The 16,543-nt window shown below is 39.6% G+C and carries 15 protein-coding genes; 1 reads left to right on the forward strand and 14 read right to left on the reverse strand.

Annotated features, from left to right (window positions below; translation table 11 throughout):
* Positions 1 to 695 precede the first annotated feature (695 nt).
* The 14 genes from PKC96_06580 to PKC96_06645 form a co-directional block, all read right to left on the reverse strand.
* Positions 696 to 2,213, reverse strand: coding sequence for a glycoside-pentoside-hexuronide (GPH):cation symporter (locus PKC96_06580; GenBank protein HMM00980.1), 1,518 nt, complete (start codon positions 2,211 to 2,213; stop codon positions 696 to 698).
* A 79-nt stretch (positions 2,214 to 2,292) separates the two neighbouring features.
* The gene (locus tag PKC96_06585) at positions 2,293 to 3,504 is read right to left on the reverse strand and encodes an iron-containing alcohol dehydrogenase (protein ID HMM00981.1); all 1,212 of its coding nucleotides are present in this window, start codon (positions 3,502 to 3,504) and stop codon (positions 2,293 to 2,295) included.
* Between the two features lie 106 nt (positions 3,505 to 3,610).
* Positions 3,611 to 3,835 carry a hypothetical protein gene (locus PKC96_06590; GenBank protein HMM00982.1) on the reverse strand — a complete coding sequence of 75 codons (225 nt, stop codon included), beginning with the start codon at positions 3,833 to 3,835 and terminating at the stop codon, positions 3,611 to 3,613.
* A gap of 8 nt (positions 3,836 to 3,843) precedes the next feature.
* On the reverse strand, positions 3,844 to 4,341 hold the full coding sequence (locus PKC96_06595; protein HMM00983.1) for a helix-turn-helix transcriptional regulator: 498 nt from the start codon (positions 4,339 to 4,341) through the stop codon (positions 3,844 to 3,846).
* A 111-nt stretch (positions 4,342 to 4,452) separates the two neighbouring features.
* On the reverse strand, positions 4,453 to 5,199 hold the full coding sequence (locus PKC96_06600; GenBank protein HMM00984.1) for a putative ABC transporter permease: 747 nt from the start codon (positions 5,197 to 5,199) through the stop codon (positions 4,453 to 4,455).
* Positions 5,200 to 5,232: 33 nt separating this feature from the next.
* Positions 5,233 to 7,095, reverse strand: coding sequence for an ABC-F family ATP-binding cassette domain-containing protein (locus tag PKC96_06605; protein ID HMM00985.1), 1,863 nt, complete (start codon positions 7,093 to 7,095; stop codon positions 5,233 to 5,235).
* Between the two features lie 12 nt (positions 7,096 to 7,107).
* On the reverse strand, positions 7,108 to 8,019 hold the full coding sequence (locus PKC96_06610) for a VIT1/CCC1 family protein (GenBank protein ID HMM00986.1): 912 nt from the start codon (positions 8,017 to 8,019) through the stop codon (positions 7,108 to 7,110).
* 140 nt (positions 8,020 to 8,159) lie between these two features.
* Positions 8,160 to 8,792, reverse strand: a complete 633-nt coding sequence (locus PKC96_06615; GenBank protein ID HMM00987.1) for a hypothetical protein — start codon at positions 8,790 to 8,792, stop codon at positions 8,160 to 8,162.
* Positions 8,793 to 8,794: 2 nt separating this feature from the next.
* Positions 8,795 to 8,956 carry a hypothetical protein gene (locus PKC96_06620; protein ID HMM00988.1) on the reverse strand — a complete coding sequence of 54 codons (162 nt, stop codon included), beginning with the start codon at positions 8,954 to 8,956 and terminating at the stop codon, positions 8,795 to 8,797.
* On the reverse strand, positions 8,922 to 9,407 hold the full coding sequence (locus PKC96_06625; protein HMM00989.1) for a helix-turn-helix transcriptional regulator: 486 nt from the start codon (positions 9,405 to 9,407) through the stop codon (positions 8,922 to 8,924). The genes PKC96_06620 and PKC96_06625 overlap by 35 nt, the downstream gene beginning before the upstream one ends.
* A gap of 65 nt (positions 9,408 to 9,472) precedes the next feature.
* On the reverse strand, positions 9,473 to 11,062 hold the full coding sequence (locus tag PKC96_06630) for a hypothetical protein (GenBank protein HMM00990.1): 1,590 nt from the start codon (positions 11,060 to 11,062) through the stop codon (positions 9,473 to 9,475).
* Positions 11,063 to 11,171: 109 nt separating this feature from the next.
* Entirely contained in the window at positions 11,172 to 12,077 is a 906-nt protein-coding gene (locus tag PKC96_06635) for a hypothetical protein (GenBank protein HMM00991.1), read from the reverse strand.
* Between the two features lie 56 nt (positions 12,078 to 12,133).
* Positions 12,134 to 13,390, reverse strand: coding sequence for a chloride channel protein (locus tag PKC96_06640; GenBank protein HMM00992.1), 1,257 nt, complete (start codon positions 13,388 to 13,390; stop codon positions 12,134 to 12,136).
* A gap of 114 nt (positions 13,391 to 13,504) precedes the next feature.
* Positions 13,505 to 14,353, reverse strand: a complete 849-nt coding sequence (locus PKC96_06645; protein ID HMM00993.1) for a pirin family protein — start codon at positions 14,351 to 14,353, stop codon at positions 13,505 to 13,507.
* A 228-nt stretch (positions 14,354 to 14,581) separates the two neighbouring features.
* On the opposite strand from PKC96_06645, the gene PKC96_06650 reads away from it, so the two are divergent.
* Positions 14,582 to 16,501, forward strand: coding sequence for a M13 family metallopeptidase (locus tag PKC96_06650; protein HMM00994.1), 1,920 nt, complete (start codon positions 14,582 to 14,584; stop codon positions 16,499 to 16,501).
* Positions 16,502 to 16,543: the final 42 nt, after the last annotated feature.

Here is a 16,543-nt window from a genome sequence, read left to right on the forward strand (position 1 = left end):
CAAATAGGCGATCCACATTATTGATTGTTCCATGTGATTCGCTTATTGATCACCCCAATTAATGTTTTATGAGTTCGCACGATGAACCGCATGACTGATAAAACTCCCCCGCGTATAGCTTTATAAAGAAAAATTGAAAGTTGTTTTTATGTCGTTGGAATAAGGGTTCTGACCATTTCTATCCCTACCAAAAGATCGGTCAAATGTTTTCATTTTGATATGCTTTTTAAACGCTGCATACAGTTTAATCCCGCTCTATGGTCCGCTCACAAGTCACCTCAAGACCTTTTTAATTATCAACTAAGATACCCCTTTGATGAAGCGATAAATTTCATCGAAAGAATTAACTCACATCTCAAGAACTGTGAACCGCCAATCATCCAAGAGAAGGATCGTTCTTATCATAAATATAGGTTTGAGGTTGCCAACGCTTTTAGTAAAACTCAAGACAATATTAGCTATCACACTGGAGTTGCTGAGACCACCAGCAATCATATTAAATCCATTGCCAAAGTAGCCTATACCTATTATAGTTTTGAGCGTTTTAGAAAGAAATGCATGCCTGTATTAGCCTACGCAAAATCCCAAATAGAAAAAACCCGGGAATTTCTTCCCAGGTCTTCCCAGTTAATTTCTTAGTTTTGGTGAGTTATTTAAGGATTCCTTAATTTTCCCCACTCTATTTAATAGAAACGTTAGAGTTTATTTTCTTTACTGAATTTTCCCTGATTAATATCCGCGACCATCCGTTGATAGTTTTCTTCGTTGATCCGATAACGGCGCTTCATATATAAGTAGGCTATTCCATAGAGGATAATCGGGATTATTGCCATTCCAAACAAAATGGCAATGGTTCCCATTTGACGATTAGGAGAATTCGTTATCAAATTATTTGAAGCATTAACTATCGCCTCCGAAGTCCAATTCTCCCGGGCCCCTTCAATTTGGATGCTGCTGATTTGCTGCGTTACCGAATAGACGCCGCCAACAAGAAGCACCACATAAACTAAAAGCGTCTGCAAGGAAGAAGATACTTTCGCGGCAAAAGGCCGGGCAGCGAAGATAATAGATTCGTTTCTTTTACCCGTCGTCCATTCATTGTATTCAATGGTATTGGTCATCATAATGAGCAGTTCCATATAGAATATGCCTTGACCGGCGAAAATAAAGAAACCGAGAATCAGCATCGCCAATAAATTTGGTGCGGTTCCATTTACCGCCGGAATTAATCCCATCACAAAGAAAAGGGCATAACCGATTGTCATAATATAAAATGACAAGGCCAGTATCGTATTTTGACGCATTTTCTTTTGAAGAAAAGGAAAGCACATTTGGGACAAAACAGAACTTAAAGCATAGATGATAGTAAACAGGGTCATATTGTCGGCGCCGGTTTTAAATCCATAGGCAAAATAGAAATAATTTAAGCCGAAGGCATTAAGCAACGCGCTGCCTAAATAGTATAAAGTAACCGCGATCATCATCACCCAAAGTTGCTTGTTATGCCAAATAACTTTGAACATATCGCCCAATGTTTGCTTTTCTTCCTCAACTATCTGCGGGCGTTCTCTTTCCTGGGTAAAGAAAACGAGAACTAATTGACAAATCAAGAAGGTGACCGCGACGATAATCGAGAAAAAGCGGTAAAGTTCAATTAAGCCAAAACGGCCACTTAAAAAAGGAATCAAACCCCCGGAAATAAACGCACCGATGGCGGCAAAAACTGATACCAGTGTCGTTATTTGACCTCGTTGTTTTGATTCGCTGGTAAGCGATGGTAATAACGACCAATAAGCAATGTCGTTCATTGTAAAACTTATCTCCCAGAGGAAATAAACCACACCAATGAAGGCCACGTACCACCAACCAGATAAGCGCACCGAGAAGAGCAGAACCAAGAATATCGAGTTGAAGATGGCCCCGATAAGAATCCAGGGTTTATATTTACCCATTTTAAAACGACTATTCTCGATAATCGTCCCCATCATTGGGTCGTTTATTCCATCCCAAACCCGATACAAAACCAAAAAGATGGTAAAAGCCAACATTTTATTATCGTAGCCACCGACATCATCCATTGTATATTGGATGAAAGTCATGAGAAACAGCGAGACCAAAGTATAGGCCATATCTCGGCCGATGCCGGAAAGGGGATAAAGCCACTTAGTCCGAGTAGGAACTTTGTCACTAGAAAAAGTCGTATTTATTTTCATATTATTTTCCTCTTCCTTAACAAGACTAATATTAATCGAAAGCGCTTGCAAATAAAAGAGTCAATGTGACAATTTGCATCTAATCTTGTATTTGATGATATATATTAACAAAGTCTTGCCGAGAAAAAATCTTCGGTACTGGATAAAGCGGATTCGCCTCGTGATAGGCTCTTTCAACCATCAAAGAAATATCTTCTGCTTTAACAATTCCCTGAAAGCGCGCTGGAATGTTCATTCGTTGATTAAGGCCATCAATAGCCTCGATGAATAACTTGGCTTTTTGCTGATGGCTCATCGCCTCTGTGGTAATACCAGCCGCATCAGCCAATTCCGCGAGCCGCCGTGCGACTTTATCTCCATAATAACGTAAAACATGGGGGAGAATAACGGCATTGGCAAGTCCGTGGGGAACGCCATAAAAGCCTCCCAAAGTATGCGCCACCGCATGAACATTCCCCACATAGCCCCGGGTAAAGGCGACGCCAGCATAATATGAAGCCATCTGCATATTTTCGCGGGCCACTATATTGGTCGGATCTTTGTATGACAGCTCAAGATTATCAAAAATAAGTTTGACCGCCTCTTTGGCTAAACACCGACTCTTTTTAACCTGAAAGTAATTGGTGTAGGATTCAACCGCGTGCGTCAAGGCATCCATTCCGGTCGTAGAAGTCACATTCCCAGGTAGTTTTACTAAAAAATCGGGGTCTAAAACCGCATAATCAGGAATTAACTTTGGATCGTTAATAGCATATTTTTCATGCGTCTTCGGGTTTGTTACCACGGCCGCGACCGTAGCTTCCGATCCCGTTCCCGCCGTGGTTGGAATTGCAATCAAAAATTTCTTCCGATGATGAACCTTTAAAACACCTTTGAGCATCGGAATTGTCTTTTTGCGATTTGTGGCCCGCACCGCCACCCCTTTAGCGCAGTCAATTGCCGACCCACCGCCAAAAGCAATGATCGCTTCCGCTTTAAACTCATCAAATTGTTCAAGAGCCCTTTCGATATTGTCAATTGTTGGATTAGCGACGGTATCGTGGTATGTCACCGAGTCGATACCACCGAGTTTTAATGCTTCCACCACCGGATCATGCAATTTTAATTTGTACAATCCCTGATCGGTAACCAAAAGAACCCGCGTTATTCTTTTTTTTCTTAAAATGGGGGCTATTTCTTTAATTGACCCCGGGCCCTTAATAATCTTTGGCTCCTTGAAATTCAGCACAAACGAAGCTAAGTAAAATACAAACTGATAAACACGATAATACATTTTTAAAAAGGGGTTCATTTTTATCATCTCCATCCAAATGATAGCATAAACCGGCAAAAACTGTTAAAAGCGCGGTTTGAGATTAAAAAACTAGCCTTCAAGCTAGTTTAAAAGCCAATACTTTCTACAAGCAAATTTGGACCCGATCGCCATTTTTACTATAGACGTCTAGCAAAACGAAGCCATGATGCTTTTTTGCAAAGCGCTTTAACTCTTTAAAAATCGGTTTCCAATCGAAGTCGATCGGCTCATCGATGGCATGCCGTATAATCATACCAATCACCGTTTTATTCAGCGGCATCCATAGCCTAATTTTTGTTTTTCCTTTATCTTTAACAATCAATTTCATCGGGCCACCTACTCAACGTAGATTTCGACAGTCGCGCCATCTTTGCTGTTTACTTCCATTATCTTTCCTACGACCCCTTGCTCGACTAAATCAATAATGGCTTTAAAGTCGATACTGTTAAGCGTGTCATTTCCAGAGAATGTTGGTTTGGCTCCGGCTTTTAATGCGGCGATGACGATACTCATCGGAAGATTGATTGAAACCCGATCATCCGTATCTACGACTTTTACCCGCAAGAACATACTATTTATATCTTTGCGCTCTTCTAAATTTACGACTTCGACTTCGGGAGCGGGTTCTTTCTTTCCCAGCAATTCATCGATACTCGTATCTAACACGGTAGCCAAATCGCTCAGCAAAGTGACATCCGGATAACTTGCTCCTGTTTCCCATTTACTGACCGCTTGAGGGGATACTCCCATTTTTTCAGCTAATTGCTCCTGGGTAAAGCCTTTGGCTTTTCGCTTGCCCGCCAATCTGCTGGCAAATGTTTCTTTTTCTTCCATTGTTGTTTCCTCTTTGAAAACAATTATATTTTGGTGGTTATTTCAAGTAAAAAACAGCGATTAGTAGTTGTAAATCATTGTTTTTTATAAACCAAGGGTTGTTTTTCCTATCTACCGTTGGTTGTTTTTATCCTTTGAAGAATCTTTTTCTATCTTGTGGGATGCATTTTCGTCATTTTCAATCAAGTAGCGCTTTACACTCGTATACAGGCGGAACAGAAACGGCGAATGCGTCTGCCCCCGCTTCTTGTTTAAAAATTCCTTAGCTTTTACTTTTAAATTTTCATAATTAAATTCGTTCCGCAACTCCAAAGCCTTTTTCCGAATGCGACCAAATAAATCAAATGAGTAACCAACATCAACCGCAAAAACGCCGTAAGCGAAGCCCAAAAATATCAATTGATAAGAACCGATAAAATATTGAGCAATCAGTCTGTTCATTAAGGGAAATAATAAGTAGTAAAATCCAATCGATATTAAACCCCAAATCAGTGAAAACAGAGGACAAATAATCCCCTTATAGTTTCCCCACATCTTGGTGTAATCCCAAAGCCGTGTATGATAAACTTTCAAAAAGAAAATACCCGTGACTAACTCGATAAGTGTCATCACTAAGGTCGTCAGCGCAAAAAGCAAAAACGGAAAATAAACCGCGGACTTGTCAATAAAGGTAATCTCAAAAGAAGATATTAAATAAAGGATAGTTGCTCCCACCCCATATATTGGCAGCGCAAAGCCGACTAAAAAGCCGGGGTTGATAAAGCGACGACTCTTAAGTGAGCGAAAGGCAAACTCCAAAAGCCATCCCAAAACCGCGCCAAACATAAAAACAAATAACAGCTTTTGAAACAGATCCATATCCAATCCTCAACTATAATAAATATAACGAATTTAGCTGTCTTCTTCAAGCGCGCTCAAAAGCGAAAGATACTCTGCTTCCAACTCGGTCTTTTCTTTTTCTAAAACCGCCATTTTTTGATGATCCATATAGTTTTCTTCCAAATACTCGGCTTTTTCAATTTCACGAAGACGATTTTCGATAATGGGAATTCGCTTTTTATTGATGCGGTTATAATTTAAAACAGCGCCGGTATTTTTCTTTTCAATCGACGGAGAAGTTTTCTTGGATTGGGCTTCGATAATTTTCTCCTCTTGAGGCTTAAATTCTTGATATGACCCATCGAAGAAGGAATAGCCATCGCGACGGATATAGAGAATACGATTGGCTACCATATCGATAAAATACCGATCGTGCGAAACAAAGATAATCGCCGCCTCAAAACTTTGCATCGCCTCGATAAGCGATTCGCGGCTCATCAAGTCCAAATGGTTGGTGGGCTCATCTAAAAGTAATAAATCATATTTTCTTAAGACGATGATGGAAAGAATGAGCCGCATTTTTTCCCCACCCGAAAGAACGGATATTTTCTTGAAAACATCGTCCCCGTAAAAGCCGAACTTACCAAGGTGATTACGCCCTTCCTTTTCACCCAATGCGGGAAATTCATCCGTAAGATAGGTCAGCAGATCTTTTTCGCTTGCCAAGGCGAAATCATTTTGCTGAAGATATCCAATTCGTAACTGGCCAAACTCCCGAATGCGACCACGCAAAGGCATAATGCTTTGAAGAATAGTCTTCAGAATTGTTGTTTTGCCAACCCCATTATCGCCCATGATCGCCAACTTGTCTTGACCAAAAAGGAGACCACTTACATTTTTTATCAACGGATCATCATAGCCGAAATCAACATCGATGAACTCCATAATTTTCTTATTATCGCGGCCTTCGCCTTCAAAGTTGAAATTCAAATGATTGGTTTTCGTTTTTGGGGCATCAATTCTTTGAATTCGCGCCAATTTTTTCTCCCGGTCCTTAGCTCGGGAAACAAAGCGGGGCTTGGGCTTATAGAAGGCGATAAAGCGTTCCATCTTTTCTATTTCCCGTCTTTGAATTTCATATTGGCGTTTTCTTAAGTCGAATCGCAGTTGCTTTTCATGTAAGTAATAATCGAAGTTTCCACTATATTCTTCGATCGTTCCGTCTTCTAGTTCAATAATCCGATTGGCTACATTGTTGATAAAATAACGATCGTGAGAAACGAAAAGAATAGCTCCGTGGTATGACTTCAAATAATTCTCCAGCCAATCGATTGTTGATACGTCCAAATGGTTTGTCGGTTCATCGAGGATTAACAAATCCGGTTCATTTAAGAGTAATTTTGCGAATGCCAATTTAGTCCTTTCGCCACCGGAAAAAGTCGATATTGGTCGCTGAAAATCTTCGTCGGAGAAATTAAACTTATGCAGCATTGTATCAATTTTATAATGATAATCATACCCATTTTGCGCTTCAAAAGAGTTCATTTTGCGCCCAAGTTGATTGATCAATTCCGTATTATTGGGGTCGCGAGCGACGGCTTTGGAAAGGGCGCCTATTTCCTTTTCAAGGCTGATGACTTCTTGAAAGACGAGCGCCGCTTCCGCATATAATGTATTGTCGATAGAACTGATGACGTCCTGCGATAGGTAACCTACGCGTCGATTTTTAGCGATGACGACAGTTCCTTTTTCGCCAACATCGGAAAGAGAAATTTCCTCTTTGCCGATTATCATTTTTAATATCGTCGACTTGCCGGTTCCGTTTTCACCGATTATGGCGAGATGATCGCCGTCGTTAACCTGAAAAGAAATGTGGTCAAAAAGAAGCGTATATCCGAAAGATTTTCGGATATTGCTGACGTTGAGAATATTCATTTTTTTATACCTTTATAGGCTGATTCCAAAAACCTGTTTTACCAGTAGGCCAATGAGAAAAGAAAAGGCGGCTACTCCTAAGCTGATAAACATCATTTGGAAAAAGCGTTTTGCAAATTTTAAATTTTTGGCAACCGAAATATAATAATTAAAGAGGGCGATAATCGATACTACCACGGCTAGCATTATACCCAGCGCATACCATTGGCCGTAGGGAATATCCAGCCACCCAAAGATAAGATAGGGAAGAATAAGCAAAATAACCGTTATTAAATAAGCTATACCCGTATATACAGCGGATTTACGGGCGTTCTTATCCTCATTGGCATCCGCCGACAAAAAAGCAGAAGCCGCCATCGAAAAAGCCGCGGCTAGGCCGGTGATTAATCCCGAAAGGGAAATGAGTTTAATCTGCGTTCCATAGGCAATGGTAAATCCCGCCAAAGCTCCGGTTAATTCCACCAAAGCATCATTAAGTCCTAAGACAATAGCCCCCACGTATTGCAGGCGCTCCTCATCCAGCATTGAGAGCAATTCATTTTCATGCTCTTCTTCCTGACGTTCAATCTCTTTAGCTTCGGGAATTTCTTTGCTCAACTGATCATAAACTCCCTGGGCGCGATGCTCGCCATTCTCCATCAAGCGCAGAGCAAACGTAAACCCAAATAAACGACTGATAAAGGTAAACTTTCTTATTTTTCTTCTGTCCGGTTTAACCTCTTGATTGGAATATTGCTTCCATACTTCACCATGTTGTTTTTCTTCACGCGAAATCTTCTCTAATATAGCTCGGTTCTTTTCGTCCTTGCAACGACGAGCAATTTTCGAATATATTATGCTTTCAGTGACTTCACCCTGCTGACTTTTAAGGACAATGTCCATTGTCTTGGGTGATAAAGTTTGCTTGGAAATTGATGTTTTCATAATCTTGGGCCTCGTTATTATGATACCACTATCAAAAGTATTTTTCCGCTATAGATATCAATATAAATAAAAATTAGATTCCCCTGGTTAATGGTATATAAAAAAGGATGCCAAGCGAAGGCATCCTTTAGCAAATACTATTACTCTTCTTCGTCATCTGCTTGATCATCACTGTGACTCATATGATATCGAAAAACTTTGCGAATATCATCATCATCTAAAAATTGATACATGGCATCGATGTCGATATTGCTTATTTCGTCTTTTACATAAGCATCAACTAGTTCGTGAATTGCATCGTCACTAACAAAGGGCAGCCATTTTTTGATATCTTTGCCTTGTCGGGCATAATTGACAAAAGAGGCATCGAGGTCGTCGGAATCGGCAAAGGGAAGTAAAGCATCTAATGAAACCGAATAACTGGGATCTTTCGAAACCGCCAAAAGCAGTTTTCCTATACTCTCATCATCCATAAATGGAGCAAGAGGCACAATATCGATATCAATTTCTTTGGCAATATACATATCGACAGCCTTATCTAGCGCTTCCTCACTAACAAACGGAGCGCAACTTTGATATCCGCGCTTGATTTGAACCATTTTAATAAACACTCGATCGGCCTGTTCTGAATCAAGAAACGGCATCAGGACAGTCATATTGATTCCTTCATATTCTCCATCTTCCGAGCGGACAATTTTATCTACAAGTTCGTCCAACTCCTCTTCTTCTAAAAAGGGCAGAATGGACATTATTCGATTTGACTTAATTTTCATTTTTATTTCCTCCATAACTGGTAATTATTTATCGAAGTTTGATAGCCATTTACGACTAAATTTTTTACAAGGAAATTGGCATTACGGTTAGCGTGCTCAAGCATTTCCTCTTTGGCGACATCATAAGCTTCATCGATGGACCGTGATTTGCCGAATAGTGCCATTATGACTCACCCCACTATCTAGATAAACCTGTTCTTCCTGCGCTAAGCGGGGCCGGAGTTTATCGTAATTAATTGTGATTTTCTTTTCTTTTATAGCCTTAAGAATAATCATTCTTTCTGGACTCGAAAATAAATAAAATTTTTCAACCAGATCGACTTTCAGACTTCCGTCGACGATTTTACGAATGATAAAATCGCGGGAGTGTCCACTAAAAAAATCATCGGCATCAATTTTCACTTTTTCATTCAAACATAAGAGATCTTCGAATGAGGTATGAAATATTTTTGCCAGTTCAATGAGATTGTCGATGGATGGTAAGGCATTGCCAAGTTCCCATTGACTTATCGCTTGCCGACTGACAAACAGTTGCTCTGCGATTTGATTTTGACTCATTGCGTTCTCATTACGGTAATAGCATATTTTATTACCAACGGCTTTCATATCAATCATTTTCCTTGCTCCTTATGCTTTTATATTAATCGCCGTGGTTGTTGATTGCACGCAAGCTTTAGTTGCTAAATTTGACGAAAAAATAATGTTTCATTAAAACTGCTTGGCCTATCCAGAAGCAGAATTTCACTGGGGCTAGATGTCGTAAAATTTGCATATATATAATTCATTGCTTCGGCATAGTACACACCTAATGTGTTACGACTATAGACGATGACTTCCGTTTCGAAAAGAGCATCGAAAAAGCCGGTGACAAAATAGTTTTCTTCCCCTTTAAAGTTATTGGGATCTTGCGCAAACGATGGTCCCAAAGGATCATGGGTGGAATAGGCATAAGGCGTAAAGCCGTTAAAACCTATATAGAGAAAACGATCGACATTTAAACTGTCGAGAACTTCATCTAAATATCGGGCTTTTTGTTTCATGATAATTGTATTCTCTATCGTGGCTTGGTAGTAATTAAAAACACTGTTACCGGCGAAACTGCTGATGCCTAGGCTGACAAGGAGTAAAGAAAACAGACCCTCAAATTGAAGTTCGCTGGCCGTCATACTCTTAGCGACATACGGAAAAGTTTTAAATGTTAACGAGTACAAGATAATCAGCGCATATAGAGGAAGCGGAGTTACAAAGTGATGATTATATAAATGTCCGCCTATGCTGACTGAATACGAGGCAATAAATGGAAGAAGGAAAAGCCCTAATAAATTTATAACGGTAGGTAGGTTCGGCTTTTTGATAAGGTTGATAATCACGCGCGCGATATTATAAAAGTAAACCAGAGCTATCAGTGCCGGAAGTAAAAGGGAGTAACTGCCTAAATCAGCAATTATGCGTTTGACATTAAAAGCGGCAACTGCAAATGATTCCCCGCCGTCTACGTAATTAGAAAACATCGTCTTGAGATAAATCGTGAAGTAATAAGGTAAACTTCTACTCACCAATAGAATAACCAATGCCGTAACAATTCCATAAATTCCCGGCCAAATCACCCGCTTTAAAAATGTTTTCTTGTCATTAAACAAAAGCAATGCTCCGACTAGGGCAATAATGGCAAACGGCTCTTTAAACATAACCGCGATGCCTAAGAAAATTCCACTGAAAACGATCATCGGGTGATAGAACTTTGCCTCTTTTTTAGTTGATAAGGCCAAGAAAAAATAAATTACCAAACAAGTCGCCCCATATAATTCAACTTGTCCCTCTCCGCTTCTGGCTTCCCCATACAAAGCCAAAAGGAGACTTATGGTTAATATGGCAAAAGCCAATAGTAAGGTGGTCAAAAGCGAACTATCAGTCTTATTTTTCCATAGGAAAACCAGCGGCAAAACAATCAAGATGATGATATTAACAAAGCAGATTATGTTTACTAGATAAAAATTTCCCGTTAGAGCATAGGAGATGGCCGAAAGAAGAAATACCATCGGCGGCTTATTTTCATACAAGTCACGATAGGGGGCATAGCCATGAAGCATACCTTTGCCAACTGCGAAATATAAACTATTATCCGCCGTATAAACCTCGTGCAGTTCATACGATAAGCGCATGTAAATTTCCCGACCGGCAATTGAAATTAAAAGCGAAAAGAATATTATCCCTAAAGCGATAAATAGGCCATTGCGCTGAAAAAAATAGCCACCACTTTTCTTATCCATATTGGAATTATATCATATAAAATATCGTAAAAAATCACTTCTTATCCGATTTTCTCAGAAAAGAAAAAGCCCTCTAAATAAATAGAAGGCTTAATTTATTTTTTATTGATTAGCCTACCAAGCTTACAGTCTCATCAAAGATAAAAATCTGCCAGGTAAAGAAGGTGGTGTTATATTGAACAACAACAAAGTCAACGCTAATTTTAGCGTTATAATAATCGGCAAGAACCCAGTCTTCATCGTACAGATCTTCATCGTGATTGTAGATGAAAAGGGCATCCGATGATCTGGCACTTGGGTCGTATATTTTATCCCCAAGATTATCGATAAGAACATACTTGTCATTGCTTCTCCAAGTTTTAAAATCAAGGAATCCCTCAAAGTGATAAACCTGATTAAATATATTCAAGGTGTCGCGATGGTAATTTTTTAGTGACGAAACTGTCGCCTCTTCACTTGCTGGTAAATCCAAATTATGACTGTCGCTCGGCTTGGTTTCCATCTTTAAAAGATTAACCGATGGCTTGTACTTATATGCCGTGGCATAGCCATATACGGTATAATAATTTCCTACCCCGATCTTATAAAAGCTCTTTTTGCCATAGACCTGAATAACATCGTTTTCATCCGAGAAAAGTCCCATGTTCGAGGCCGATATTTGAGCGACATATTGACCGACGAAAGCGATATATTGACCTTCACTGTTTCCCTTGTCATCAAGTGGCGCGGCTTTAATCAGCGTATATATATCGCTGATTGAATTCATAAATTGTGGTTCTTCCGATGAACTTGACTCACTTGAATTAGTAGATGAATCTTCGGAAGTATTGACTTCGGATGATTCTGAAGAAGTCTCACTGGTTGTTTCTTCCGAAGTAGTTTCGCTCACTTGACTGGACGAAGGAAGGCTCGAATTTTCGGAAGAAAAACCGGATTCGTCTGAGGGCTTCGGATTAACGCTGCAACTGGCTAGTAGTAAAAAAGTCGACAATAGTAGCAAAAAATTCTTTCTCATAATATATCTCCGTTAGGTGCATTATATCAAAGAAAAAAAATTTAAACCGACTTAATTTACTTAATGTCTTCGTTGAGGGTAGGATCGATATAATTTTTCTCAATCATTTTAACCATATCAATCTTCTTTTGACTATAAATCGAACTATCAAAATTGGATAAGTAGCTGATTAAGGCTACAGTTATAAAGAACGGCATGTATTGATAACCGAACATTTCGGCGCCAAAGAAAAGAGGCCAAATCAGCGAGTTGGTCGTGCTGGCAAAAAGTGCTATTACTCCAATCGCCGCACCAAAGACCGGATCGATGCCGAATAGAGGGGCAATCACGGCTCCTAAGGTCGCTCCCGTAGCAAATATCGGTATTAATTTTCCCCCTTTGAACCCAATCGCCAAAGTAATTATGGTCAGCCCCATTTTTGCCAAAAAATCATACCAATAAACTTGGCTTCCATTAAACGAAGCCAGGATAAGATTAGTACCTAATCCCGAATACCTGCCGTCGTGCCAAAAAATCAAAAGTAGGGCCAAAGGAATAGAAAATACGAATACCCGTAAATATGGATTTTTAATGAGGCGTTTAAATAAAGCGTGGCTTTGACTAAAAGCCCTTACTACTAGAAAACCAAAAACGCCAAAAACAATTCCGATTATTGCTACTTTAAACAGCAAAAAAACACTGACATCAGGAATCGCAATCGGTCCTAAACTCATTTTTTCAAAACCCAAATAATGACTGATAATAAAAGCTGATACCGAACCGATAGCACTTGGAAGCAAAGCCTTGATTTTACCTAGGCCGATGGTTGTGATTTCGGCGGCAAAAAATATCGCGGCTACCGGGGTTCCAAGCAAGGAGGAAAAGGCGGCGGAGATACCTACAATCAGAAGGATCTGCCCGAGATCATCTATTTTAAACAAACGACCAAAGTTACTGCCTATCGCCGCGCCAACTTGAATGCCGGCCCCTTCTTTGCCTGAACTGCCGCCGAATAAGTGCGTCAAAAATGTTCCGATAATGACCATGGGAACGATAAGTAAAGGAACATGATCATCTTTTGAGCGCGCAGCTTTAAAAATTAATGAAGATCCTCCTCGGGTTTTATCGCCTGATTTTTGGTATATGAAAACGATTAATAATCCGGCTAACGGAAGAAAGGGAGTAAAGATATATACGTGATGAATATTTAACGAGGCGATTTCTTCGACTCCTTGCGTAAACAAAGCATCCACCGCTCCGACGATTGCTCCAACTAACGCGGCTAGAATAATAACCAACAAGAATTTCAACAATTGATTCAAAAATTTCTTCATAAATACTTTTGTCTTCTCACAAATGTTCATTATACGCTTCGCCGATAAATCCACCACAAAAAACCGCTTACCTTTCGGTAATTTTTTTGTTTGTTTTATCTAGATGACCGAATGTCACTTTTTCTTGATAAACGTCCCTTTATCCAATTCGTCAAAAGCCGCTTCCAACTCTTGCCGAGTATTCATCACGATCGGTCCATACCATGCTACCGGTTCCCGAAGAGGCTTTCCCTCAAATAAAAGAAAACGGGCCCCTTCTTCATCTGCACTAACAATTATTCTGTCGCCCGAAGTGAAAAGAACCGCATCTTTTCCTTTGGCATGTTGCTTTTGATCATTAAGTGATAAGCTACCGCTAAATAAGTATAGAAAAAGAGTTGTGTCGCTCGCACTGGAAAAGTTGAAACTCGCCTTTGGTTCCAACGCGACATCCAAAATATTAGTTGGGACATACTGTGCTTGAAATGGAGATTTATATTGTCGATAGGCGCCGGAAATAATTCTGATTTCCTTACCCTCTTCCCTAATCAGCGGGACATTCTTTGCTTCGATATTGCCGTATATAGGATCGCACATCTTATCTTTTGCCGGTAAGTTTACCCAGACTTGAACTCCGAGCATATGCGGTGACGGTTTTGGCATCTCCTGATGAATTATGCCACGGCCCGATGTCATATATTGTGCGTCGCCGTCATTTATCGTCCCTTTATTTCCAAGACTATCCTCATGTTCAATTTTTCCGCTGACAAGATAAGTTATCGTCTGCATTCCCCGATGGGGATGAAAAGGAAAACCTTTGATATAGTCGGCCGGATTAGTTGAATCAAAACTGTCCAAGAGAAGAAAAGGATCCAAGTCGCGGTCATACCCGTAATAGCCGATAACCCGAAATAATTTAACTCCCGCTCCATCATGGGAAGCGAAACCATTAAAAATGCGTTTAACTTTGCGTAAAGTGTCCATATTCTTACCTCTTTTTTATCCTAACACAATCAACCGAATCTATAATTTAATATGCTTTTTTAAATCTAATGCCGAATATCTACCGACTAAAACATCGAATAATTAGCGATAAGTTGCTAATGTAACCACTTTCATAGCTTTTAATCCCCCTTATAGGTGGAATAGTGGCGTTTAGAAAGAATAAGTTAAATAGCGTAGTAAATATATATTAAGAAAAGAGGAGTCAAAATGACTAATATCCGTCCCCAAGATGATTTTTATCTGCATCAAAATCAAAAATGGCTTGAAGAGGCCAAAATTCCCGATGATAAGCCGCTCACCGGCGCTTTCGTGGAAATTCTTATTAATAACGAAAAAGTTTTGATGAAAGATTTGGCCGAATTTGCTAAAAAAGGTGTCGATTCCACTGTCTATAGCGACCCTTTATTTGATCAGTTTATTAAATTATACCGCCAGGCTTTGGACACAAAGAAACGGGAAGCCGATGGCAATGATTTTATTAAAGATTATGTCGCCCGTATTTTGAAAGTCAAAACCATAGCTGATTTAGAAAAATTAACTTCTGATTTTATTTTAGAAGGGTTACCGAATATTTTTTCATTGAGCATTTATTCTGATATGAAGAATGCTTCCGTTAACACTTTGTATTTATCCATGCCCAATCTATTCTTACCCGAGAAAAGCTATTATGACGAATCCTCTCCGGCCTTTGAAAAAGGTCAACTGCTTCTTCAAAAACTAATGGAAATTGTTAAGGAATTATTCACCAAAATCGGCATTGATAATGCCGATGAAGTAATCGCTAAGGCTTTGGCCTTTGATAAACTTCTTGTTCCTTTAGCAAAAAGCGCCGAAGAACAATCAAATTACATTGCAAACTATAACCCGTTCTCTTTTACTGATTTAGAGTCAAAGGTTGCCCCCTTTAATTTAAAACGGATACTGGATTTGGTTGTAAAACAAGAGGTTCCCGAAGTAATCGTCACCGACCCTCGCTATGTAGAAAATTTCGTCCACCTTATCGGCGCCGATATATCTATAATTAAGGCCTGGTACATTGTTAAAACTGTCCTCAATCTTTCATCAAGCGGAGTAGGAACCGATGATTTGCGAAAATTAGTGGCTTCGTATGGACAAATGTTGACCGGACAAAAGGAGATTACCAGTTTCGAAAAATTTACCTTTCAATCCTTGTCCGATAAATTTGGCGACATAGTTGGGCTCTATTTTGGTCATCGTTATTTTGGCGAAGAAGCGAAAAAAGACGTCGAACTTATGGTCCGTGAGTTTATTCACGTCTATCAAAAGCGCCTCAAGACAATTGAATGGCTGTCCGTTGAAACCCGCGAAAAAGCAATAAAAAAGTTAGATAAAATTATTCCTATGATCGGCTATCCAGACAAAGTACACAGCGTATTTAATAAGTACAAATTTACGGAAAACAAAACATACGCTGAAAATTACTTAGCCTTTGATCAACTTGCCATTGTTGAAGAGTTCGCCACCTATAAGCAGGAAGTTGATAAAAAACTTTGGGGTATGGGAGCGCATATCGTTAATGCTTACTATAATCCAAATGCCAATGTTATTGTTTTCCCGGCTGGCATTCTTCAAAGTCCATTCTATGATTTTAACCAAGCTAAGGGAGCAAATTATGGCGGTATTGGAGCCGTAATTGCTCATGAAATAACCCATGCTTTTGATACCAACGGAGCATCAATCGATGAGAATGGGAATATCAACAATTGGTGGAAAGAAGAAGATTTTAAACGCTTTAATGAAAAAGCCGAAAAGATGATTGCGCTTTTCGATGGCTTAGAAGTGCCCGGAACGAAAGCTAAATGCAATGGTAAATTAACCGTTACCGAAAATATCGCCGATGCCGGAGGCTTATCCTGTGCATATGAAGCCGGCAAAAGTCACGCCGAGTTTAAGAGCGAAGACTTCTTTGCGGGCTGGGCTGCCATTTGGAGAATGAAAGCCAATCCGGCTTATGTCGAGTTATTGACCAATATTGATGTGCACGCTCCTACCTATTTAAGGTGCGATGTTCAACTTAAAAATTTTGAGCCTTTTATCAATTTCTATAATCTGAAGACCGAGGACGGAATGTTTATCGAGAAAGATAAACGCGTGAAAATTTGGTAATAATAGTAAAGAACTCTCGGAAACGAGAGTTCTTCTTATTTG

Source organism: Bacilli bacterium, assembly GCA_035326105.1.
Taxonomy (GTDB): domain Bacteria; phylum Bacillota_I; class Bacilli_A; order RFN20; family CAG-826; genus UBA7706.